A 23,213-nucleotide genomic window follows, 5' to 3' on the forward strand; every position below is an offset into this window, starting at 1 on the left:
CTTATAGACTCAGAATGGTTCGTCCGTCGTCCGCGCGGCGGCGATGGCCAGTTCGTGGTCCGACAGCGGGAGCAGGTCGCTGGCGCGCTGGGTGAACTCCAGGCCGTGGGCGTCGACATAGGCGCGGTCGACTGCGCCGCCGGGCTTGGGATCGATGATCTTCTCGCCGTCCCAGAACACGGCGTGGCCCGTGCCGGGGAGGGTAGGCGACAGCACCCCGACGATGCCGGGCGCGGACCACAGCATGTAGATGCCGCTCAGCAGCATGAAGCCCCAGCCGTGGGCCACGCTGCGCAGGATCGAATGGCTCATCGGGCCCTGGACCGGGAATGCGGGATCGTGGGCCAGGGCGGTGGCGACCACGTCCTCGTACGAACGGCCGGTCAGCATCGCCAGGACGCAGATCATGCAGTCGTCGGGCGTGCGTTGGTAGACGGCCGGCTGACCGGTGTGGGCGCAGGTCAGGGTCATGGCGGACGTCTTAGACCATCGGGCCCGAAACGAAAAAGGGGCGCTCAGGAGAGCGCCCCTTTCCATCTCACGGGCGTGAGTGGTGTGCCTTATGCATCGACCATGTTCTTGGCGATCGCCGCCTCGCGCATGTTCTTTTGCAGCTTCTCGAACGCCCGGACTTCAATCTGGCGAACCCGTTCGCGGCTGACGCCGTACTGGGCGGCCAGTTCTTCCAGGGTGGTCGGGTCGTCCTTCAGGCGACGTTCGGTCAGGATGTGACGCTCGCGGTCGGTCAGTTCGACCATCGCTTCTTCCAGAAGCGACATCCGCAGCGACTTCTCCTCGTTCTCGGCGACGACGGTCTCTTGCGAAACTTGGTCGTCGTCGGCCAGCCAGTCCTGCCACTCGCTCTCGCCGTCCGTGCGCAGGGGCGCGTTCAGCGACGCGTCGGGGCCCGACAGGCGGCGGTTCATCGAGATGACTTCGCTGTCCAAAACGCCCAGCTTGGTGGCGATGGCGCTGACCTGGTCAGGATGCAGGTCGCCTTCCTGGAAGGCGGCGATCTGGCTCTTGGCCTTGCGCAGGTTGAAGAACAGCTTCTTCTGCGCGGCGGTCGTGCCCATCTTCACCAGCGACCACGAGCGCAGGATGTATTCCTGGATCGAGGCGCGGATCCACCACATGGCGTAGGTGGCAAGGCGGAAGCCCTTGTCGGGCTCGAACTTCTTGACGGCCTGCATCAGGCCGACATTGCCTTCCGAGATCACTTCGCCGATCGGCAGACCGTAGCCGCGATAGCCCATGGCGATCTTGGCCACGAGGCGCAGGTGCGAGGTGACCATCTTGTGGGCGGCGGCCGAGTCCTGATGCTCTTTCCAACGCTGGGCGAGCATGAACTCCTCGTCCTTGGGCAGCATCGGGAACTTGCGGATCTCGGTGAGATAACGCGACAAGCCGCCGTCCGGCGACATCACCGATAGAGAATTCACGGCCATACTTCTTATATCCCCTTGCGTGCGGATCCGCTGCTCAAGTGCGCGCGATCATCCCTCACACGAGGGACTAGATAGGTCGCAAAGCGGCGGTTTGAAGAGTGGTAACGCATTTGTAATGTCCGAGTTCACGGCTTGGGTATTGTACAAATCGGGCGACAGTTTGCTCGTTCGTTTTCGTTAGGTCACTCTTCCGCAAAACGAGGAGAGTTCCGCCGCATGATCCGTTTCGTTCTCCGCATCCTGATCGCCGCCGCCGGCTTGTGGCTGTCGGCGCGGATCATCCCCGGCGTCACCGCCGACGGCTTCACCACGCTGATCATCGCCGGCTTCCTGCTGGGGATCGTCAACGCCATCGTCCGCCCGGTGGTGACCCTGCTGACCTTCCCGCTGACCATGATCACCCTGGGCCTGTTCCTGCTGGTCGTGAACGCGGCGATGATCGGTCTCGTGGCCTGGTTCCTCGACGGCCTGGCGGTCGCCGGCCTGTGGCCTGGGATCCAGGCGGCCATCGTGACGGGCATCGTCAGCTGGGTGGGTCAGGTCCTGCTCGGCGACGCCAAGAAAGAGCGGGAATAGAAGCGACGTCGCGGCACGCTCGACGCGGGCCGCGATCGGCGTAACCTCGGTCTCCGGGAGGAAGCCGAGATGAAGATCACCGGCGTCAATCACTTGGCTCTGGTCTGCCGCGACATGGCCCAGACGGTGACGTTCTATTCCGAGGTGCTGCAGATGCCCCTCGTGAAGACCGTGACCCTGCCGGACGGCGGCCAGCACTTCTTCTTCGACTGCGGCGGCGGGTCATGCCTGGCCTTCTTCTGGTGGCCCGAAACGCCGCCGGCCGCGCCGGGCATCGCCTCGGTGAAGAGCTTCCCGGCCGACTCCAAGACCGCCGTCGGCTCGATGAACCACGTGGCCTTCACCGTCGACGAGGCCGACCTGGAAGCCTGCCTGGAGCGCCTGCAGGCGGCGGGCGTGCCGGCCTTCCCGATGGTGGTCAATCACGACGACAGCGAGATGGGCGTGGCGCGCAAACTCCACCCCGGCGTCTTCGTCCGCTCGGTCTATTTCACCGATCCCAACGGCATCATGATGGAGCTGGCCGCCTTCACCCGTGACTTCGGGCCGGAGGATGTGAAGCACGCGCCGGCCAAAGCCAAGGTGGACGCCTGATGCCGCGTCTGCGGGAGGTTCCCCGGAGCGAGGTCACCGACAAGGGGACGCTGAAGCTCTACGACCTGCTGTTCGGCGACCGCGATCCCGTCGCCGACCCCGGCACGGCCACCGGCACGCGCGGCGACTGGTGGACCGTCTTCGCCGGCAGCCCCGACGTGCTGCGCCACGCCGCCCAAGGCTTTGCCCTCTACCGCGACCCGGCCCGCAAGATCGATCCGGTGCTGCGCGAACTGGCCCAGACCCGGGCCGGCTGGACGCGGGGCAGCCAGTTCGTGTTCTCCCAGCACTGCAAGTCGCTACGCGGCCTGGGGGTCTCGGAAGAGAAGATCGCCGCCGTGCCGGCCTGGCAGGTCAGCGACGTCTTCGACGCCCAGGAGCGGGCGGTGCTGGCCTATGCCGACGGCCTGGTCCTCGACGGCGGCCGGATCGCCGACGGGGTGTTCGTGGCGCTGAAGAGCTTTCTCACCGATGAGCAGATCCTGGAGCTGACCTACATCACCTGTCTCTATGAGATGCACGCGGTGATGAGCCGGGCCCTGCGCACCGAGTTCGACGACCGCGAAGAGCCCATCGTCGAGGTCGCCGCGCCCGATGCCTTCAAGGCTCGAGACTTCATGGATACCGGGCGGTAGGTCGGGGCTTCTCTCGAAAATAGATAAGCACAGTAAATAGCGCCGCAAACACTGTGACAGCGCCATGAAATTTTGGCGAAATGAAGCGCCCCAAGCGGGGCTATTAGCGCCTCGTTAGTCAGGAAATGGTCCCTGCCACACCGTAAGTGGAGGCGTACCATGTTCACCTTGCGGGACACCGTTTCTTCGCTGGCGCCGGCGCGCCAGGATGATCTCGGCAAGTCGCTATATGAGCGGTTCCGCGAGGAGCCCGACACCCTGATCGTGCCCGTGCTGGACGCCGACGACCGGCCGATCGGCATCGTCGAGCGCAACGCCTTCTTCCTGCGCATGGCCGCCGAGTACGGCCGCGCCCTGTACGCCAACCGTCCGATCTCGACCCTGATGGACCGCGAGCCGCTGGTCGTCGACGCCGACACCGAGCTGGCCTCGTTCACGACCGACAGCCTGTCCTATCGCGCCTCGGACCTGCTGCGCGGCTTCATCGTCACCGAGGGCGGCCGTTATCTGGGCGTCGGCACGGTGCTGGGCCTGCTGCAGGCCGCCAACGAGACCAACCGCCGTGGCGTCGAGGCCCTGGCCGCCGCCAAGGCCGATGTCGAGCGCGCCCAGACCTTCATGACCGCCATCGTCGAGGCCATGCCCTCGATGGTGTTCGTCAAGCGCGCCGACGACCATCGCTACGTGCTGCTGAACCGCGCCGGCGAGAAGACGCTGGGCATGGCGCGGGCCGAGGTGATCGGCAAGACCGACGCCGACATCCACGATCCCGAACTGGCCGCCCTCTATGTCGAGCGCGACCGCGAGGTGCTGGAGTCGGGCGAAGTGCGCGTGATCGAGGAAGACCACGTGCCGCGCAAGGACGGCGGCATGGCCATCCTGCGCACCAAGAAGATCGCCCTGTGCAACGCCGACGGCGTGCCGGAGTACCTGCTGGGCGTCTCGGAGGACATCGCCGAGCGCAAGCGGGCCGAGGCCCAGATCGCGCGCCTGGCCCACTATGACCCGCTGACCGAGCTGCCCAATCGCGTGCTGTTCCAGAAGTCGCTGACCGACGCCCTGGCCCGCCGGGCGCGCAAGGGCGACCAACTGGCCGTACACTTCATCGACCTCGACCGCTTCAAGACCGTCAACGACACCCTGGGCCACCCGCTGGGCGACGCCCTGCTGCGCGAGGCCGCCGAGCGTCTGCGAGGCTGCGTGCGCGAAGGCGACACCGTGGCCCGCCTGGGCGGCGACGAGTTCGCCGTGGTCCAGACCGGCCTTAAGGACATGGACGGCGCCACCCGCCTGGCCGGCCGCATCGTCGAGGCCATGGCCGCGCCGTTCGACCTGCAGGGCCACCAAGTGGTGATCGGCGCCAGCGTCGGCGTCGCCGCCGCGCCCTCCGACGGCGAGGACGCCGACGAATTGTTGAAGAAGGCCGACATGGCCCTGTACCGCGCCAAGGCCGACGGCCGCGGCGCCTTCCACTTCTTCGAACGCGCCATGGACGAGCAACTGCAGGCCCGCCGCGCCCTGGAGCTGGACCTGCGCCGCGCCCTGACGGCCGGCGAGTTCGAACTGTTCTACCAGCCGCTCTACAATCTGGGCGTCGAGCAGGTGACGGGCTGCGAGGCTCTGCTGCGCTGGCGTCACCCCGAGCGGGGCATGGTCTCGCCGGCCGACTTCATCCCCCTGGCCGAGGAGATCGGCCTGATCGTCCAGTTGGGCGAGTGGGTGCTGCGCACGGCCTGCGCCGAGGCCGCCAAGTGGCCGGGTCACGTGCGCCTGGCGGTGAACCTGTCGCCGGCCCAGTTCCGCGACCGGGGCCTGGTGCGCACCGTCGTCTCGGCCCTGGCCGCCTCGGGCCTGGCCGCCCAGCGCCTGGAGCTGGAGATCACCGAGTCGGTGCTGCTGCAGGACAGCGTCGCCAACATGAGCATGCTGCATGACCTCAAGGCCCTGGGCGTGCGCATCTCGATGGACGACTTCGGCACGGGCTACAGCTCGCTGAGCTATCTGCGCAGTTTCCCGTTCGACAAGATCAAGATCGACCAGACCTTCGTTCGCGACATCCTGGAAGACAGCGACGCCATGGCCATCATCAAGGCCGTGCTGGACCTGGGCTCATCCATGGGCATCGTCACCACGGCCGAGGGCGTCGAGACCCTGGAACAGCTGAACGCCCTGCGCGGCCAGGGCTGCGCCGAGATCCAGGGCTACTTCATCAGCAGGCCTGCGCCGGCGTCGGAGATCGCTCGGTTGCTGGGGATTACTGAGACCTCGGCCGCCGCCGAGGCCGCTCCGGTGATCGCCTTCGCACCGAAGGAGGAGCCCGCGCCGCAGCCTCAGGAAGCCAAGCGGGCGGCCTCCTAAGCCACCCGCTTCAGCGCCGCGCCCAGGTCGTCGACCATCTCGGGCGTGGTGGCCCACGAGCACATGAAGCGCACCGTCCCATCGAGGAAGCGGTAGACGAACCAGCCCTCGCCGCGCAGGCGTTCGAGCGTCGGCTCGTCCATCTCGACGAAGATGCCGTTGGCCTCGACCGGGTGCTTGATCTCGAACGGCATCAGGCCGGCCAGCTTTTGCGCCATGGCGTTGGCGTGGGCCGCGCGGGCCGCCCACGGACCCGTGCCGCCGTCCTCGCCCAGCAGGCCCAGCCACGGCGCGGCCAGGAAGCGGCCCTTGCTGACCAGCTGGCCGGCGTGCTTGAGGCGCGCGTCCAGGCGGCGGGCGTGGTCGGGATTGAGGAACACCACGGCCTCGGTTGGGGTCGAGCCGGCCTTGGTGCCGCCCATGACCAGGATGTCGACGCCCATCCTGGCGATGCTCTTCAGGTCGAAGCCGGCGGCCACGGCGTTGGCCAGACGTGCGCCGTCCAGGTGGACGCCATAGCCCTTGGCCTTCACCGGCGCGATCAGGCTCTGCAGCTGCGCCTGCGAATAGACCGTGCCGTATTCGGTGGCGGTGGTCAGCGACAGGGCGTTGGCCGGCTGATTGTACGAGACCTCGGGGCGGGCGAGGGCGGCTTCCAGCGCCGACAGCTCGATCTTGCCCGAGGCGCCCGGCAGGCCGATCAGGCCCACGCCTTGGCCGAAAAAGCCGGGAGCGCCGGTTTCGTCGGTGCAAATGTGGGCGTGCTCGTGGGCCAGCACTGCCTCGTGCGGCTGGGCCAGCAAGGTCAGCGCGAAGGCGTTGGCCGCCGTGCCCGAGGCCGTGAACCGCACCTGCGCGTCGGCGTCCAGCAGGCTACGGATGCGGTCGCCGGCGGCCTTGCTGACATGGTCGGTCCCGTAGCCGGAGGCCGTGCCGGCATTGGCGGCGACCAAGGCCTCGATGACTTCGGGCATCGCGCCCGCCACGTTGTCGGAAGCGAAATCGTAGCGGGCCATGCGGGACTCCTTGGCGCGAACTGCGCCGGGCATGCCACGGCGAATATGGCGGCGTCCAGAGGCGCCTAAAGTGATCGGATGCACTTGACCTTAAATTGAGATCATGATCACCCTTGGTTGTATTTCGACGTGGACCGTACTTCTTCGACTTCTGGGAGAGGTGTTGCTTCGAAATATGTAAAAGTCCTTTGAAGTGTACTTGGATTCATGTTCCATAAATTGGAGGATTTAATGGTAGAAATCGTTCATATTGTTAAGCCGGAATGGGGCACTATAGCTTATTTCAAAGGATCTGAATACGACGACATGGGTATGGAGCCCTACCCGACCTTCAGGCCAGATGGATCTCTTCCTGCAATATATGATTATGTAAACAATGTCATGTTTGGCGGGCAGGCCGATATTCGTGACCGTGATCTTATGAATACCCTGAATGTGTCAGATCCGAATATCGTTGAATATACTTGGGACATATTCGAACACGATAATTACGCCGTATATCTGCAGGCGATCGTAATGAGCGATGGTTCGCGCTGGTTCGACCTGACCGGTGACGGGCGGCCTGAAACTCACGTCAAGATTGTTGGCGGCGTGCTGGCCTACGACTCCGATCTGAACGGCACGTTCGACACGGCCTTCTGACGCCGCGGGGCGGGCGACGGTTTAGCCGTGCGCTCGTCCCCACGCTCGCACATCCTGCACGAAGAGCGCGGGCTCCTCCATCGCCGCGAAGTGGCCGCCGCGCGGCTGGTCGGTCCAGCGGACGATGTTGTAGGCGCGGTCGGCCCACGACCGGGGCGGGGGCTTGTAGATGCTCTCGCCGGGGAAGTTGGCGAAGGCGGTGGGCGTCTCGCAGCGCTGGCCCTGCGCCAGGACCGGGCCGCCTTCCTCCAGCAGGGCGCGGTAGTACCAGGCGCCGGTCGTGAAGCTGCCGGTCATGACGTAGAGCATGATGTTGGTCAGCAGCTGGTCGCGGCTGAAGACCTGCTCGAACGGCTTGGCCCCGAGATCGGCCCAGTCGTGGAAGCGCTCCAGGATCCAGGCGGCCTGGCCGACCGGGTTGTTGGCGCCGAGCCAGGCCACCGACTGCGGCTTGCTGGCCTGCAGGCGGAAATAGGCGCCCCACAGATCCATCTGGGCGCCGAAGCCGGTGATCCAGGCGATCTCCTCCGGCGTGGTCGGCGGGCCGTGCGGGCGCAGGCCGATCATGTTGAGGTGGATGGCCTTCACATGCGTGGCGTGGTCCAGGCCCAGCCACGAGGTGACTAACCCGCCCCAGTCGCCGCCTTGGGCGAGATAGGTCTCGTAGCCGAGCTCGCGGGTCATCAGCGTGTCGAAGATCCGCGCCGTCGCCCGCTGGCCCAGCGGCCGCTTGGGTTTGCCTGAGAACCCAAACCCCGGCAGCGACGGGATCACTAGGTCGAAGGCGTCAGCCGCATCGCCGCCATGGCGCGACGGGAAGGCCAGGGGCTCGATGGCGTCCCAGAATTCGAAGTGCGACCCCGGCCAACCGTGGCTGATCAGCAGCGGCCGCTTACCCCGCGCCTCGCCGACCACGTGGACGAAATGGATGTCGAGGTCTTCGATGGTCGTCGTGAACTGCGGAAAACGATTGAGGTTCGCCTGGGCGGCGTCGACATCGAAGCCATCGGTCCAGTAGGCGCAGAGGGCCTTCAGGAAATCCGCGTCACACCCATAGGCCCAGCCACCGCCTTCCGGCGCCGGCGGGAACTCGTAAGCCCGCACCTGGGCCAGGACCTTGTCGATCGCCTCGCGGCTCCACTCGACCTTGAACGGCGTCGGCATGGCGGCCCTCCCTTTGTTGGGGAGAGCGTCCGCCGGGTTACGCGGCGGCGGTCAAGCGCATCCGCACCTTGGGCCACAGCATGTTCACCGCGAGGCCGGTCAGCACCAGGGCCGCGGCGATCAGCTTCCAGGCCGGCAGGCCCTCGCCCAGCAGCAAGGCCGAGGCGCTCATGCCGAACACCGGCACCAGCAGGGCCATCGGGGTCACCGTGGCGGCCGGGTGTCTCGCCAGCAGCCAGCCCCAGGCGGCGTAGCCGAACATGGTGTTGCCCACGGCCTGCCATGCGACGGCCAGCCAGGTGGTCAGGCCCGCGCCGGTCACGCCCTTGACGATGGCCGGCCAGCCTTCCAGCCACAGCGACATGATGAAGAGCGGCGGGATCGAGAACAGGCTGGCCCAGACGACATAGCCCAGCATGTTCACCGGCCCGGCCTGGCGCGCGACGATGTTGCCGCCCGACCAGCTGAGCGCGGCCAGCAGGCCCAGCGCCACGCCCAGCGGCGTGGCCGCGCCGCCGCCATGCGCGGCGATGACCACGATGCCGGCGACGGCCAGCACCAGGGCGGCGATCTGGAAGCCCTGGATCCGTTCCTTGCTGATCCACATGGCCATGCCGATGGTGAAGAACACCTGGGTCTGCAGGATCAGCGAGGCCAGACCCGGCGAGATATGGCCCTTCATGGCCACGAACAGCAGCCCGAACTGCCCCGCCCCGATCAGCAGGCCATAGGCCGCCAGGTTGCTCCACGACACCGCCGGGCGCTTGACGATAAACACCATGGGGACCAGCACCATGCAGAACCGCAAGGTCGCGAACAGCAGCGGCGGCAGGTGGTTCAGGCCGATGCGGATGACCACGAAGTTGGTGCCCCACACCGCCACCACGGCCAGGGCCAGCAGGAAATGGCGCAAGGGCAGGGGCGTGGTGGTCATGACCGTTCCGATCTCGAAGCTGGACTGGTCCGGACGAATTGAGCCCTCAAGTCGGCGGTCGCAACGGAAACATTGTCCCCGTTACAATTACAGCGCCGCGATCCCCAGGCCCTGGACCAGGGTCTGGAACACCAGCGCCCGCAGCTTGGCCGGGTCGATCGAGGGCGCCAACTTGCCGGTGATCTGCAGCATCAGCATGCCGTGCAGCACCGACCAGAACATGTGGCCGATCAGCTCGGCGTCGCCCTCGATCAGGCGGGCCTCGATCAGCGCCTCGACATGGACAGTCATGGTGCGGCGGGCGCGGACGATGGCGGCCTGCAGGTCGGGATAGTCGCCCTCGGTCGGCTGGCTGAGGTCGAACATCAGGCGATAGGCCTGGGGCTCGGCCAGGGCGAAGGCGATATAGGCCTGGCCGGCGTCGCGCGAGCGGCTCAGGGGACTGGCGGCCGCGGCCATCGCCGCCTCCAGCCGGGCGGCGAAGCGGTCGAAGGCCGCCGCGCGCACGGCCGCCAGGATCGCGTCCTTGTCCTTGAAGTAGCGGTACGGGGTCATCGGGCTGACGCCCAGGGCCTGGGCCAGCTCGCGCATGGTCACCGCCTCGATGCCGCGCTCGGCGAACAGGCCCTCGGCGGCGACGCACAGGCGGCTACGGAACGCTTCGACGTCTTCGGACGACAGGACGCGGGGCACTTAAGAATCCCAATTGACTCGACCATTCGCTTACAACATAAATTTACACTGTAAACAATCATCATCTTGGAGAGCGGTCATGGACGGCGATGTGCGTATCAATCCGTTCCTGTCGGGCAATTTCGCGCCGGTGCGCAGCGAGGACGACTTCGAGCTGGAGGTTGTCGGGACCCTGCCGGCGGGCCTGAAAGGCACGCTGTATCGCAATGGCCCCAACCCGCAGTTCGACCCGCGCGACGCCAACTATCACTGGTTCGTCGGCGACGGCATGCTGCACGCCTTCACCGTCGAGGATGGCAAGGTCCGCTATCGCAACCGCTGGGTCCGCACCAACAAGTGGCAGCTAGAGCGCGAGGCGGGCCAGGCGCTGTGGGGCAGCTGGGGCAATCCGATGACCACCGACCCGTCGGTGCTGGGCGTCGCGTCCGAAGGGGCGATGAACACCAACATCATCCAGCACGGCGGCCACCTGCTGGCGCTGGAGGAGGCCCATGCGCCGTTCGAGATGAGCGGTCCCGATCTGGAGACCCTGGGCGCATACGACCTGGGCGGCAAGGTCACCGCCCACCCCAAGGCCTGCCCGATCATCGGCGAGCTGGTGTTCTTCGCCTATGCCGACGACCCGATGCCGCTGTCCAACAAGGTCAGCTGGGGCGTCGCCGACAAGGACGGCAAGCTGCTCAAGCGCGAGACCTTCGAGGCCCCGTACTGCTCGATGATCCACGACTGCATCGTCACCGAGCACTACATCGTCATCCCGGTACTGCCCCTGACCGGCAGCCTGCCGCGCGCCATGAGCGGCAAGCCGGTCTTCGCCTGGGAACCCGAGGTGGGCGGCCATCTGGCGGTGATCCGGCGGGACCAGGGCGTGGCCAGCCTACGCTGGATCGAGGTCCCGGCCTGCTATGCGTTCCACGTCATGAACGCTTTCGAAGACGGCGAGACGATCGTCGCGGACGTCATGCGCTACGCCTCCGCGCCGCTGTTCCCCAATGCCGACGGGACCAAGGGCGAGAACGCCGCCGCCTATCTGACGCGTTGGACGATCGACCTGGCGGCCGGCGCCCTGACCGAAGTCCAGCTGGACGACACCGCCGGCGAGTTCCCGCGCTTCGACGAACGCTTCGCCGGCATGGCCTATCGCCATGGCTGGTTCGTGGGTCAGAGCCTCAAGCCGGGCGACTTCCGCTCCAACATCGTGGCCCATGTCGACTTGGTCTCAGGGACGCGGAAGACGTGGACCGTGCCGCAGGGCGACGCGATCTCGGAAGCCGTCTTCACCCACGCCGGTCCGGATGCGGCCGAGGGCGAGGGTTGGCTGACGGCGGTGATCTATCGCCAGGCCGAGGACGTCTCGGCGTTCGTGGTGTTCGACGCCCAGGCGGTGGAGAACGGTCCGATCGCTTCGGCGAAACTCCCGCGCCGGGTGCCGTTCGGCTTCCACGGCCAGTGGGTGGCGGCCTGATCTCAAACGCACGTTTGACTTGCCGCGCGGCCTCCCGCTAACTCCGTCGAAACACAGCTGGGAGGCCCGCATGGCCTGGGATTTCGTCGTCGCCAAGAGCGACCTGCGCCGCACGGAATTTCGCGACGTCGAGCCGCCGACGCTGGACGACGGCCAGGTCCGCCTGGCCATCGAGAGCTTCGCCCTGACCGCCAACAACATCACCTATGCCGTGTTCGGCGAGATGATGAAGTACTGGGACTTCTTCCCTGGCCCGGACGGCTTCGGCCGCGTGCCGGTCTGGGGCCACGCCCGGGTCGAGGCCTCGGCGCATCCCGACATCGCGGTCGGCCAGCGGTTCTACGGCTACTGGCCGATGTCGACGCACCTGACCGTGCAGGCCAAGCCCGGCAAGAGCGGCTTCACCGACGTCGCCGCGCATCGCCAGCCGCTGCCGCCGGTCTACAACCAGTACCTGGCGGTCGGCGCGGCCGACGCGCTGGAGGCGCATCAGGCGCTGCTGCAGCCACTGTTCATCACCGCTTTCCTGATCGACGACCAGTTCGACGAGAACGGCTTCTACGGCGCGAAGAGCGTGATCCTGTCCAGCGCCTCGTCGAAGACGGCGATCGCCTTGGCGGCGTTGCTGAAGAAGCGCGGCGGCGTGACGGTGGTCGGCCTGACCTCGCCGCGTAACAAGGCGTTCGTCGAGGGGCTGGGGTTCTACGACCAGGTGGTGCTGTACGACGACCTGGCGAGCGCGCCGATCGCGGGGCCGGCGGCGTTCGTGGACTTCGCGGGCGATGCGGCGGTGTTGGCGGGCGTGCACAATCGGTTCGCTGATGAGCTGAAAGCTTCGATCCTGGTCGGCGGCACGCACTGGGAGGCGCCGCGTGGCGGTGGCGCTTTGCCGGGGCCGACGCCGGCGTTTTTCTTTGCCCCGGATCGGCGGGCGAAGCGCTTGCAGGATTGGGCGCCGGGCGAGTTCGAAGCGCGGTATGGCGCGGCCTGGGCGGACTTTGTGGCGGATGCGCCGCGGTGGCTGAAGGTTGAGGTCGGGGAAGGTCGCGACGCGATGCGCGCGGCGTACCTGGCGCAGGTGGATGGCGGCACGGCGGCGGATGTCGGGGTCGTCCTGAAGCCCTAGTGGAGGATCACTCTCCTCCCCAGAGGGGGAGGAGAGCGTATGCAACGGCTAGGCGGCGATGCTGCCTTCGTCGTCGAGGTTCACCCCAAGCCGGTCCCGCAACGCCTGCGCGCCGGCCGTGGTCAACCGCACCGCCCGCCCCTTCGCCTCCAGCGCCAACCACCCCCGCGCGGTCATCGCCTCCAGCAGCTTCACCCCCAGCGGCCCGGCCAAGTGATGCCGCCGCTCGGTCCAGTCGAGGCACTGCCGCGCCACACCCCTCGGCGACCGCAGGGTGTCGACCTCGACGCCCAGGTCCTCGAACCAAACCCGCCCCAGAGGCGTCACCTCGTAGAGCTTGTCAGCCGCCGGCCGGATCAGATCCTGGCCCACCAGGGCGTCGCAGACCTTGACCCCCAGGCGCCCGGCCAGGTGGCCATAGCAGCACCGCGCATCCCGCAACGCCCGTGCCTTGGGCGAACGCGGCGCTTCCAGCGACCGCACCGGCGTCGCCAGCACCGACAGCGCCTCGATCGCATGCGCCACCTCCGCCGAGGCCAGCCGGTAATACCGATGCCGCCCCTCGCGCTCGACGGCCAGCAGGCCGCCGTCGACCAGCTTGGAGAGGTGATTGCTGGCCGCCTGGGCAGTGACGCCGGCGGCCCAGGCCAGGGCGCTGGCGGGCTGGGCGCGGCCGTCCTGCAGGGCCTGCAGCATGGCGGCGCGGGTCGGGTCGCCGATCAGGGCGGCGGGGGTGGCGATGTTGGCGTCCATGGTCCACATCCTAGACCCATCGCCGACGGAATGGTTCATCGGCGCGTGTAGCATCGGCGTGGCGTGAGGGGGCAAATCCGGGACCATGAGCACCGCATCCTCCCGTCTTCCCTTGATCCCAAATCTTGCCTTGGTCACTGGCGCCGCCAGCTTCGGCTTCTTCGTCACCCAGCTGGACGCGACCATCGTCAATGTCGCCCTGGACGCCATCGGCACGGCGCTGCAGGCCCCGACCGCCCAGCTGCAATGGGTGGTCGACGCCTACATCCTCGCCCTGGCGGCCATGCTGCTGTCGGCCGGCGCGATCGGCGACCGGGTCGGACCGCGCCGGGCGTTCGTGGCGGGGCTCGTGCTGTTCGGCCTGACTTCGGCGGCCTGCGGCTTCGCGGCCAGCCCGCTGATGCTGATCCTGTCCCGCGCGGCGCAAGGCGCGGCCGGGGCGCTGCTGATCCCGCCGTCCCTGGCCCTGATCGCCCACGCCGCCCACGGCGATAGCGCCAAGCGCGCCTCGGCCGTCGGCTGGTGGACCGCCGCCGGCGGGGTGTCGATCGCTGCAGGCCCGGTTCTGGGCGGACTGCTGGTGGAGTCGCTCGGCTGGCGCTGGGTGTTCTTCGTCAACCTGCCGGTCTGCGCGCTGGGCGCGGTGCTGACCTTGCTGGTCACCCCGCCGACCCCGGCCAAGCCCAAGGTCCCGTTCGACATCCCCGGCCAGGCTCTGGCCGTCGCCGCCGTCTCGCTGCTGGTCGGCGGGCTGATCGAGGGCGGCCACCGCGGCTGGGACGGCGCGCCGCTGCTGGCCCTGGTCGCGGGCGTGGTCCTGGCCGCCGCCTTCGTGCTGTTCGAGCGTCGCGCGGCCCACCCGGCCATGCCGCTGAACGTCTTCCGCAAGCGTCCCGCCTGGACGGCGGTGGTCGTCGGCTCGGCGCTGAACTTCGCCTATTACGGCCTGATCTTCGTGCTGGGCCTCTACATGCTGCGCGCCTTGCACTGGGCGCCGGCCAAGGCGGGCCTGGCCTTCCTGCCCCTGACGGCGACCTTCATCGTCTCCAACCTGCTGAGCGGCGGCCTGGTGGCCCGGTTCGGCGCGCGGACGGTGACGACGGGCGGGGTGTTGCTGGCCGCCTGCGGTTACGCCCTGACGGCGCGGCTGGGCGCGGAGAGCGGCATGCTGGAGATGCTGCCCGGTTTCGCCCTGATCCCCGGCGGCATGGGCCTGGCCATCCCGGCCCTGACCAGCGGCCTCCTGGCCAGCGTCGACAAGCACGACGCCGGCGCCGCCTCGGGCGCCCTCAACGCCTGCCGCCAGGTCGGCGGCGCGGCCGGCGTGGCGATCTTCGGCGCGCTGGCGGGCGTGGACGTGGTGATGGGCCTGCACGCCTCAGGCATCGCGGCGGCGACGCTGCTGGTCGGCGCGGCGGTGGTCGCGGGATTGCCCACCAGACCATAGAAAACGCCCGCCCCGGTTTCCCGGGACGGGCGCTCTCAAACCTAGAAGCCTAGTCCCTAGCTCACTTCACCAGCGAGCCGTGGCACTGCTTGAACTTCTTGCCCGAGCCGCAGGGGCAGACGCTGTTGCGGCCGGTGCGTTCCCAGTCTTCCGGCAGCGACGAGACCGGCAGGGCTTCGCGCTGTTGCGGCGACAGGCCGTCCGGAATGGCGCCGGCGACGGCGGCGTTCTCGCCGGTCAGCGGGTCCAGGTGGACCTCGACCAGGTTGTCCGGGCTCTCCAGCGGTTCGGGATCGGCATAGGCGATCTCGACCGTCATCAGCCAGCGGGTGGTGTTGGTGCGTAGGTCGCCCAGCAGCTTCTCGAACAGCGAGAAGGCCTCGGTCTTGTACTCGTTCAGCGGATCGCGCTGGCCGTAGCCGCGCAGGCCGATGACGTTGCGCAGGTGGTCCAGGTGCATCAGGTGCTCGCGCCACTGCAGATCGATCATCTGCAGCAGGAAGTTCTTCTCGACCGAACGCATCTGGTCGGGCGTGATGATCACTTCACGCTCGGCGGCATAGGCGTCGGCCGCCTTCAGGATGCGGTCCTTGATCTCTTCGTCGGCGATGCCTTCCTCGGCCGCCCACGTCTCGATCGGCAGGTCCAGGCCCAGGATCGACTGGACGCGTTCCTTCAGGCCGTCGATGTCCCACTGCTCGGCATAGGCCTTGGGCGGCAGGTGGCGGGCGACCAGGTCGTCGATCGTGTCCTGGCGCATCTCGGCGATGATGTCCGAGAGGTCGGTCGACTCCATGAACTCCTGGCGCTGCTCGAACACGGCCTTGCGCTGGTCGTTGACGACGTCGTCGTACTTCAGGAGGTTCTTGCGGATCTCGTAGTTGCGCTGCTCGACGCGCTTCTGGGCGGTGGCGATGGCGTTGTTCAGCCACTTGTGGGTGATCGCCTCGCCTTCCTGGACGCCGAAGGTGCGCATGATCGCGTCCAGGCGCTCGCCGGCGAAGATGCGCAGCAGGTCGTCTTCGCACGACAGGAAGAACTTCGAACGACCCGGGTCGCCCTGACGGCCGGTGCGGCCGCGCAGCTGGTTGTCGATGCGGCGGCTTTCGTGGCGCTCGGTGCCCAGCACGAACAGGCCGCCGGCGGCCAGGGCCTTGTCCTTGGCCACGACGATATCGGCCTCGAGACGAGCGCGCTCGGCGACCTCGTCCTCATGGCTGATCTCCAGGCCCATGCCCTTCTGCTGCTGGCGCCAGTTGGCCAGGCGCATGTCGATATTGCCGCCCAGCTGGATGTCGGTGCCGCGGCCGGCCATGTTGGTGGCGATGGTCACCGCGCCGGGCACGCCCGCGTCGGCGACAATGCCGGCTTCCTGTTCGTGGAAGCGGGCGTTCAGCACCTGGTGCGGGATGCCCTTCTGCTTCTTGCCGTCGTTCTCGAAGGCGAAGCTGGAGAGCAGCTTGGACAGCTCTTCCGACTTCTCGATCGAGACGGTGCCGACCAGGATCGGCTGGCCGCGCACGTGGCAGTCGGCGATCTGCTTGAGGATGGCCTCGTTCTTCTCGCGCTCGGTGCGATAGACCTCATCGTCGTCGTCGATGCGCTTGATGACGCGGTTGGTCGGGATTTCGCTGACGCCCATCTTGTAGATGTCGTCGAATTCCTGAGCCTCGGTCGAAGCCGTGCCGGTCATGCCCGACAGCTTCTTGTAGAGGCGGAAGTAGTTCTGGATCGTCACCGAGGCCAGGGTCTGGTTCTCGGGCTGGACGTCGGCGCCTTCCTTGGCCTCGATGGCCTGGTGCAGGCCTTCCGACAGGCGGCGGCCGGTCATCATGCGGCCGGTGAACTCATCGATCAGGATGATTTCGCCGCCCTTGACGATGTAGTCCTTGTCGCGCGTGTACAGGATGTTGGCGCGCAGGGCCTGGTTGACGTGGTGCACCACCGAGACGTTGGCCGCGTCGTAGAGGCCCGCCGAGTCCTCGGCCAGGTGGCCGCCCGACATCAGGATCTCTTCGATCTTCTCCTGGCCGTCTTCCGTCAGGATGACCTGCTTCTGCTTCTCGTCGTGGTCGTAGGTGCCCTTGTCGAGGATCAGCTGCTTCACCAGCACGTCGATCGTCTTGTAGAACTCGCTGCGGTCCTCGGTCGGGCCCGAGATGATCAGCGGGGTGCGGGCTTCGTCGATCAGGATCGAGTCCACTTCGTCGACGATGACGAAGTTGTGGCCGCGCTGGACCATTTCCTCGACGCTGTAGACGAGGTTGTCGCGCAGGTAGTCGAAGCCGAATTCGTTGTTGGTGCCGTAGGTGATGTCGCTGCGGTACGCGCGCTGACGTTCACCCTGGCTGAGGCCGTTGACGATCACGCCATAGCTCAGGCCCAGGAAGGTGTAGATCTGGCCCATCCAGTCGGCGTCGCGGCGGGCCAGGTAGTCGTTGACGGTGATGACGTGGACGCCCTTGCCTTCCAGGGCGTTCAGGTAGGTGGGCAGGGTGGCGACCAGGGTCTTGCCTTCACCCGTGCGCATTTCCGAGATGCCCGAGAAGTGCAGCACCATGCCGCCGACCATCTGGACGTCGAAGTGGCGCATGCCCAGCACGCGCTTGCCGGCTTCGCGCACCACGGCGAAGGCTTCGTTCAGCACGTCGTCCAGCGTTTCGCCCTTTTCCAGGCGCGCCTTGAACTCGGCGGTCTTGGCCTTCAGGGCCTCGTCCGAGAGGGCCGCGTATTCGGGCTCCAGGGCGTTGATCTTGGCGACCCGCGCCGCGAAGGTCTTGACCTTGCGTTCGTTGGAAGAGCCGAAGAGCTTTTTGGCGAGACCAAGCATGCAGAGGGAATCCGGTGGGGGACGGTTTAACGAGGAGGCCGGCGCTAAGGCTGGAAGGCCTCGACTACGGTAGATGAAGTCGCGCAGGATAAGCGGATAAATCCGCTATTCCATTGCGGCCGGAGACTTAAGCACCGGCCTTCTTGGTGTCAACGCGAAGACCCCTTGGTAAGTGGGGCTTCAAACCCGTCGACGGGGCGTGTGGCGGCAGTTTTCGCCAACACGAACGCTTTGTGTGGCGAAGCCGTTTCCACTCAGCGAGAAACCACGCTAGAGCGCTTATCAAGCAAAGCCGGAGAACTTGGCCTTGAAGACCACTTTCCGCCTCGTCAGTCTGATCAGCGCCGTGACGTGCGCCCTGTTGCTGGCCTCGTGTGGCCAGAACAAGGTCGCCGAACGTCCGCCCGAGCCCGGTGACACCGCCGTGGCGCGCGTCAACGGCCAGGTGATCTGGGCGTCGGACGTCAAGCGCGAGGCCGTGGCCCAAGGCCTGATCAGCGAAGGCGAGCCGCTGGACATCTCCAGCGAGGTCTTCCGCCAGCGCCTGGACGAGGTGATCGACCAGAAGCTGCTGGCCGCCGAGGCGACCAAGCGCAAGATCGACAAGGAAGCCATCGCCCAGCGCCGCCTGGCCGCCGCCCGCGAGCGCATCCTGGGCGACATGCTGGTCGAAGGCGTCGTGGAAAAGGCCGTCACCGAGGACGCCATCCGCAAGCTCTATGCCGAGCAGCAGAAGCTTTCGAAGCGCTCGGAAGAGATCCGCGCTCGCCAGATCATCGTCGGCAGCCAGGCCGAGGCCGAGAGCGTCAAGAAGCTGCTGGCCTCCGGCGCGTCGTTCGACGCCCTGGCCATGGAGCGCTCGACCGACCAGGCCACCCGCTTCAACGGCGGCGACCTGGGCTACTTCACCCTGGACGTGATGCCCGAGCCCTATGGCGTGGCCCTGAAGGACGCCCAGAAGGGGACGCTGGTCGGTCCGTTCGCGGCCGAGGGCGGCTGGGTGCTGGTCAAGGTCGAGGACAAGCGCACCGAAGAGCCGATCACGCTGGAATCCGCGCGGCCGCAGATCGTGCGCTTCCTGACCTATGATCAGGTCCGCGACATCCTCGAGAAGCTGCGCGGCTCGGCCAAGGTCGAGATGCTGATCGGCAAGACCCAGGACGCGGCCGGCCCAGCCGGCGCCCAGGAGCCCGCCTCCGCGCCGCCGGAACCGCCGGCCGGCGCGCCGGCCTCGGCGCCGCCGCCTCCTCCTGCTCAACCCGCCAAAAAGTAAGAGCGGCTCATGACCAAGACTCCCAAAGCCTCCGGCAAGAAGACGGCCGCGAAGGCTCCTGAAGCCGCGCCGAACCCCGTGGCCGCCGCGAGCGCCGCCATCGAGCGCGCTCTGGTCGACCCGCTGACCTCGGCCCTGAAGCGCGCCGGCCTGCGCCGCGCCCAGAAGTCGGCCGGCGAGGGGACGCCCGCGCCTGCCACCCCGGCCAAGCCCGCCGCCCCCAAGCCAGTCTCAGGCGGCGCGGGCAAGCCGGGCCTGGCGATTTCGCCCCTGGCCGTGCCGTTCCCGCTGATCCCGCCGATCGCCGGCGTCGAGATCGCCACCGGCCGCGCCGGGTTCTACAAGCACGAACGCGAGGACCTGCTGCTGATGCGCTTCGCCGAGGGCACCTCGGCGGCGGGCGTGTTCACGCGTCACGGCGTCGGCTCGGCCCCCGTGGACTGGTGCAAGCGGCAGCTGGCCGCGACCGGCGGCGCGGACGTCCGCGCCCTGGTGGTCAATGCCGGCTGCGCCAACAGCTTCACCGGCCGGCCCGGCGCCGACGCGGTGCGCCGCGTGGCCACGGCCGTGGGCAAGCGCCTGGACTGCCGCCAGCGCGACGTGATGATGGCCTCGACCGGCGTCATCGGCGTCATCCTGGACGACGCCAAGATCACCGTCCGCCTGCCGGAAGTCGAAGCGCGCCTGACCGCCGACGCCTGGGCCCAGGCTGGCCGGGCGATCATGACCACCGACACCTTCCCGAAAGGCGCTTACGCGACCGCGCTGATCGACGGCGTGGAAGTGAAGATCGCCGGCATCGCCAAGGGCTCGGGCATGATTGCGCCCGACATGGCGACGATGCTGGCCTTCGTGGCCACCGACGCGGCCATCGCGCCCGCGGCGCTGCAGACCCTGGTCTCGCTCTATACCCGCACGACCTTCAACTGCGTGACGGTGGACGGCGACCGCTCCACCAACGACACCCTTCTGCTGTTCGCCACCGGCCAGTCGGGCGCGCCCAAGATCAGCCGCCCGGGCGACAAGCGCCTGGCCGACTTCCGCGAGAAGCTGGAAGGCGTGCTGCTGGACCTGGCCCTGCAGCTGGTCCGCGACGGGGAGGGGGCGACCAAGTTCGTCAAGATCACCGTCAACGGCGCCGAAAGCCCTGCTTCGGCCCGCAAGATCGCCCGCACCATCGCCGAGAGCCCGCTGGTCAAGACCGCCTTCGCCGGCGAGGACGCCAACTGGGGCCGCATCGTCATGGCCGTGGGCCGCGCCGACGAGCCGGTCGCCCGCGAGAAGATCAGCGTCAAGTTCGGCGACCTCTACGCCGCCCGCGACGGCCTGGTCTCGGCCGAATACGACGAGGCCAAGATGAGCGCCTACGTCAAGAACCAGGAGTTCGAGGTCAGCGTCGACGTCGGCGTCGGCAAGGGCTCGTCCACCGTCTGGACCTGCGACCTGACCAAGCAGTACGTGGCGATCAACGGCGATTACCGGAGCTAGCCCATGACCGATCTGACCCCCGACCAGGAAGCCGCCTTCCTGGAAGACCTCGCCACGACCTGCCGTGAAGCCGGCTACGTCGTCGACGCGATCGATCGCGGCCTGGAAGTGTCCGGGGGCGAGGACGAGGGCGCGTACTACCTGCTGCCCGACCATGGCTGGCTGCAGGTGCGGTGCCTGGTTCTGGACCCCGACGACCTGGCCGAGGCCCGCGACCTGACGGCGCTGTTCGAGACCCTGGCCCTGGCGCAGTTCCGTCTGATCGGCTGCCGCTTCGGCTATGACGCCCACAGCGGCCTGTGGCTGGTCGAGGACCTGTATCCCGGCTTCGAGACCGCGCGGGTGCCGGCCGTGCTGGAGCAGATGACCTTCATCTGGGACGCCCTTGACGATCTGTTCCTCGGCGCCCTGGAAGGCAAGGTCCCCAGCGAGGACGCCTTCGACGCCGCCTTCGAACTGGAGGCGGCGACCCCGCCGAACTAGGAGCCGCTCACGCTCGACGTGCGCTGCCCGTTTTCGGTCTAGCTCACGTTGCTAGGTAGTAACTCGTGTGGTTGTGTCCCCTCAAAGCGCCTGATCCTAAGGTTGAGGCTTTTGAGGGGGAATGACAGGGCATGCTGCCTTATTCGACTATCTTCGGTCCGAAGCTCAGCAAGAGCGATATGGCCGATGCTTCGACGCTGACCTTGGTCAAGTACAATGGCGGTGGCTACGATCAGATCGTCCAGGACACTGGAACCAGGGCCACGCCGCCCACGCTGTATCGGATCGAGCTGAGCGCGGGCGGTCTCTATAATCTGCTTTCGATCACCTACAATGACCCCAACCTGAAGATCTACGATCAGTACGGCAATGCCATGGTCGTCAATGATGATAAGGACGATCCGGGTAGCATCACGCTGAATGGCGCCGACTACAAGCTCGACCTGATCGGGAGGTTCATGGCGCCCTATTCTGGCGTCTACTATATCTCGCCCGGCTATGTTCCCGGCTCCGCCAGTCCATTCTACGGGATGGAAGTCGTCTCCGACCTCAAGAACTTGACCCTGTTCCACGCGCCGAAGATCAATTCGCTGCCGGCGACGATCGAGTGGCAGGAAGGCAAGATCTTCAGCTACACGCTGTCGTCGACGGCGTTCACCGACGAAGACGCCAATACGACGCTGACATACTACGCAGCCCTGAAGGATGGCGGCGAACTGCCGTCGTGGATGCACTTCGACAACGCCAAGGGCGTGTTGTCGGGCATCGCGCCAGCCGGCGCGGGCGACGGCGAGATCGTGATCTACGCCAAGGACAATCTGGGCCTGGTGTCGACCCCGGGCGCGATCGAGATCAAGACGCTCAGCGCGCCGGCGGTCGTCGACATCGTCGGGACGCTGACGACGGCCTACAACAACATCTTCCGCAAGGCCCCGAGCGCGGGCACCACCGGCCTGACCTATCTGATCGAGCAGGTCACCAACAAGACCATCCCGATGCAGCAGGCTATCTGGACGATGGTCTATGCGGCCGGCGAGACGACCTCGGTGGCGACGCTGTCCTACCAGTTCTTCACGAACAAGATTCCCGGCGCCGCGGGCATGGACTACCTGCTGTCGCCGAGCGGCCCCAACCCCAACAACCTCAACAGCGCCTACTACCAGAACTTCAATCTGGAAAACCGCTACATCAACTTCGCGGTGAACCTGGGCAAGTTCGGCGAGGGCAAGGAGGCGTTCGCGGCCACCTACGGGTCGCTGACGCTGTTCGAGGCCACGCGCGAGGCCTACAAGACCATCTTCGGCGGCACGCCGACGGATACCAAGGTCCACGCCCTGATCGACAGCCGCATCAGCTACTTCGCCAGCTACGGCGGCGATGGGGCCGAGGGCATCGGGACCAAGGCGGCGATGGCGGGCTGGCTGCTGGCCGAGGCCGTCAAGGCCGATGTCGGCATGTATGCCAACTCCAACGACATCTTCCTGTACGACCTTGCCGACGGGGCCAGCTTCGCTGTCAACCTGGTGGGCGTCTACGGCGTTCCCGGCTACGCATACGGCGGCTGATCACGCTTCGAACTGGAAGCCGGGCGCACTCCGAACTAGGCTTTGGGCTACGATCAGGGACGGCGGAACTCCAGGCGGAGCTTGTCGTTCCTGATCGGTGTTCACTTGGGTGGAGGGCGTTGAGATGTCTCTGAAGCAAACCGTCATGACCGGACTGCTGGTCGCGATGCTGGCCTCGGCCGCGCCCGCTCTCGCCCAGGTCAAGCCGCCGTCCACGCCGGACGAGCCCGGCGGCCGCTGGGGCGAGGCCAAGAAGAAGGCCACCGACATCGGCAGCCAGCCGGTCCGCGACGTCGGCATGTCCAAGCGCGAGATCCCGCCGATCCTCGAGAAGGCCTATGCCGATCCCTACAGCCTCAAGGGCCTGAAGACCTGCAAGGCCCTGTCCTCGGAAGTGACCGGCCTGAACGCGGTCCTGGGCGCCGACTACGTGGTGGGTAACTCCTATGAGGAGAACCGGGCCGGCAAGCTGGCCGAGGCGGGCGGCAAGACCATCATCAACAGCATCATTCCCTTCCGTGGCCTGGTCCGCGAAGTGACCGGCGCCGCGCCCAACGACCGTCGTCTGAATGCCGCCGTCGACGCCGGTCTGGCCCGGCGCGGTTTCCTGCGCGGCGTGCACCTGCGGCAGGGTTGCAAGACGCGGTTCTGAAAGGAACCGCTGCCCAAATCTTTATGAGAGTCATTTGCAATCGCAGGTGACGCTCGCTATAGCCTCCTGAT

21 protein-coding genes are annotated in these 23,213 nt (G+C 67.1%); 13 read left to right on the forward strand and 8 right to left on the reverse strand.

The window, feature by feature from the left end; genetic code table 11:
* Positions 1-9: 9 nt before the first annotated feature.
* Together AC1RR5_RS07945 and rpoH are read right to left on the reverse strand one after the other, a co-directional pair.
* A complete protein-coding gene (locus AC1RR5_RS07945; protein WP_492920720.1) occupies positions 10-471 on the reverse strand; it encodes a hypothetical protein in 462 nt (153 codons plus the stop codon).
* Between the two features lie 89 nt (positions 472-560).
* On the reverse strand, positions 561-1,457 hold the full coding sequence (gene rpoH, locus AC1RR5_RS07950) for an RNA polymerase sigma factor RpoH (RefSeq protein WP_492921322.1): 897 nt from the start codon (positions 1,455-1,457) through the stop codon (positions 561-563).
* A 207-nt stretch (positions 1,458-1,664) separates the two neighbouring features.
* Here rpoH and AC1RR5_RS07955 point away from each other — a divergent pair, with 207 nt between their 5' ends.
* The 4 genes from AC1RR5_RS07955 (at position 1,665) to AC1RR5_RS07970 (ending at position 5,611) form a co-directional block, all read left to right on the forward strand.
* Positions 1,665-2,024 carry a phage holin family protein gene (locus AC1RR5_RS07955; protein WP_492920722.1) on the forward strand — a complete coding sequence of 120 codons (360 nt, stop codon included), beginning with the start codon at positions 1,665-1,667 and terminating at the stop codon, positions 2,022-2,024.
* A gap of 69 nt (positions 2,025-2,093) precedes the next feature.
* Positions 2,094-2,618, forward strand: coding sequence for a VOC family protein (locus AC1RR5_RS07960; RefSeq protein ID WP_492920724.1), 525 nt, complete (start codon positions 2,094-2,096; stop codon positions 2,616-2,618).
* On the forward strand, positions 2,618-3,253 hold the full coding sequence (locus tag AC1RR5_RS07965) for a carboxymuconolactone decarboxylase family protein (RefSeq protein WP_492920725.1): 636 nt from the start codon (positions 2,618-2,620) through the stop codon (positions 3,251-3,253). The genes AC1RR5_RS07960 and AC1RR5_RS07965 overlap by 1 nt, the downstream gene beginning before the upstream one ends.
* 159 nt (positions 3,254-3,412) lie before the next feature.
* Positions 3,413-5,611, forward strand: a complete 2,199-nt coding sequence (locus AC1RR5_RS07970) for a putative bifunctional diguanylate cyclase/phosphodiesterase (protein WP_492920727.1) — start codon at positions 3,413-3,415, stop codon at positions 5,609-5,611.
* On the opposite strand, the gene AC1RR5_RS07975 is transcribed toward AC1RR5_RS07970, so the two are convergent.
* The gene (locus tag AC1RR5_RS07975) at positions 5,608-6,627 is read right to left on the reverse strand and encodes a threonine aldolase family protein (protein ID WP_492920729.1); all 1,020 of its coding nucleotides are present in this window, start codon (positions 6,625-6,627) and stop codon (positions 5,608-5,610) included. The genes AC1RR5_RS07970 and AC1RR5_RS07975 overlap by 4 nt on opposite strands.
* 231 nt (positions 6,628-6,858) lie before the next feature.
* Between AC1RR5_RS07975 and AC1RR5_RS07980 the strand changes: the two genes are divergently transcribed.
* Positions 6,859-7,269, forward strand: coding sequence for a hypothetical protein (locus tag AC1RR5_RS07980; protein ID WP_492920730.1), 411 nt, complete (start codon positions 6,859-6,861; stop codon positions 7,267-7,269).
* A gap of 21 nt (positions 7,270-7,290) precedes the next feature.
* Here the strand turns inward: AC1RR5_RS07980 and AC1RR5_RS07985 are convergent, their stop codons facing one another.
* The 3 genes from AC1RR5_RS07985 to AC1RR5_RS07995 form a co-directional block, all read right to left on the reverse strand.
* Positions 7,291-8,433 (reverse strand): epoxide hydrolase family protein, encoded by a 1,143-nt coding sequence (locus AC1RR5_RS07985; RefSeq protein WP_492920732.1) that lies wholly within the window; start codon positions 8,431-8,433, stop codon positions 7,291-7,293.
* A 37-nt stretch (positions 8,434-8,470) separates the two neighbouring features.
* On the reverse strand, positions 8,471-9,367 hold the full coding sequence (locus tag AC1RR5_RS07990; protein WP_492920734.1) for an EamA family transporter: 897 nt from the start codon (positions 9,365-9,367) through the stop codon (positions 8,471-8,473).
* 87 nt (positions 9,368-9,454) lie between these two features.
* On the reverse strand, positions 9,455-10,060 hold the full coding sequence (locus tag AC1RR5_RS07995) for a TetR/AcrR family transcriptional regulator (RefSeq protein ID WP_492920736.1): 606 nt from the start codon (positions 10,058-10,060) through the stop codon (positions 9,455-9,457).
* 79 nt (positions 10,061-10,139) lie between these two features.
* On the opposite strand from AC1RR5_RS07995, the gene AC1RR5_RS08000 reads away from it, so the two are divergent.
* Entirely contained in the window at positions 10,140-11,525 is a 1,386-nt protein-coding gene (locus AC1RR5_RS08000; protein WP_492920738.1) for a carotenoid oxygenase family protein, read from the forward strand.
* Between the two features lie 70 nt (positions 11,526-11,595).
* Positions 11,596-12,651, forward strand: coding sequence for a DUF2855 family protein (locus tag AC1RR5_RS08005; RefSeq protein WP_492920739.1), 1,056 nt, complete (start codon positions 11,596-11,598; stop codon positions 12,649-12,651).
* Positions 12,652-12,699: 48 nt separating this feature from the next.
* Here the strand turns inward: AC1RR5_RS08005 and AC1RR5_RS08010 are convergent, their stop codons facing one another.
* Positions 12,700-13,404, reverse strand: coding sequence for an ArsR/SmtB family transcription factor (locus AC1RR5_RS08010; protein ID WP_492920741.1), 705 nt, complete (start codon positions 13,402-13,404; stop codon positions 12,700-12,702).
* 85 nt (positions 13,405-13,489) lie between these two features.
* Between AC1RR5_RS08010 and AC1RR5_RS08015 the strand changes: the two genes are divergently transcribed.
* Positions 13,490-14,851, forward strand: a complete 1,362-nt coding sequence (locus AC1RR5_RS08015; protein ID WP_492920743.1) for an MFS transporter — start codon at positions 13,490-13,492, stop codon at positions 14,849-14,851.
* Positions 14,852-14,912: 61 nt separating this feature from the next.
* On the opposite strand, the gene secA is transcribed toward AC1RR5_RS08015, so the two are convergent.
* Positions 14,913-17,681, reverse strand: a complete 2,769-nt coding sequence (secA, locus tag AC1RR5_RS08020; protein ID WP_492920744.1) for a preprotein translocase subunit SecA — start codon at positions 17,679-17,681, stop codon at positions 14,913-14,915.
* Positions 17,682-17,982: 301 nt separating this feature from the next.
* On the opposite strand from secA, the gene AC1RR5_RS08025 reads away from it, so the two are divergent.
* The 5 genes from AC1RR5_RS08025 (at position 17,983) to AC1RR5_RS08045 (ending at position 23,142) form a co-directional block, all read left to right on the forward strand.
* On the forward strand, positions 17,983-18,954 hold the full coding sequence (locus tag AC1RR5_RS08025) for a peptidylprolyl isomerase (protein ID WP_492920745.1): 972 nt from the start codon (positions 17,983-17,985) through the stop codon (positions 18,952-18,954).
* A 9-nt stretch (positions 18,955-18,963) separates the two neighbouring features.
* Positions 18,964-20,442: a bifunctional glutamate N-acetyltransferase/amino-acid acetyltransferase ArgJ gene (gene argJ / locus AC1RR5_RS08030; RefSeq protein WP_492920747.1), complete on the forward strand. Its 1,479-nt coding sequence runs from the start codon at positions 18,964-18,966 to the stop codon at positions 20,440-20,442.
* Between the two features lie 3 nt (positions 20,443-20,445).
* Positions 20,446-20,925: a hypothetical protein gene (locus AC1RR5_RS08035; RefSeq protein WP_492920748.1), complete on the forward strand. Its 480-nt coding sequence runs from the start codon at positions 20,446-20,448 to the stop codon at positions 20,923-20,925.
* A 179-nt stretch (positions 20,926-21,104) separates the two neighbouring features.
* Positions 21,105-22,490, forward strand: coding sequence for a putative Ig domain-containing protein (locus AC1RR5_RS08040; RefSeq protein WP_492920750.1), 1,386 nt, complete (start codon positions 21,105-21,107; stop codon positions 22,488-22,490).
* Between the two features lie 124 nt (positions 22,491-22,614).
* Entirely contained in the window at positions 22,615-23,142 is a 528-nt protein-coding gene (locus tag AC1RR5_RS08045) for a hypothetical protein (RefSeq protein ID WP_492920752.1), read from the forward strand.
* The last annotated feature ends 71 nt before the right edge of the window (positions 23,143-23,213 follow it).

This window comes from Caulobacter sp. GW821-FHT11E11 (genome assembly GCF_058808315.1).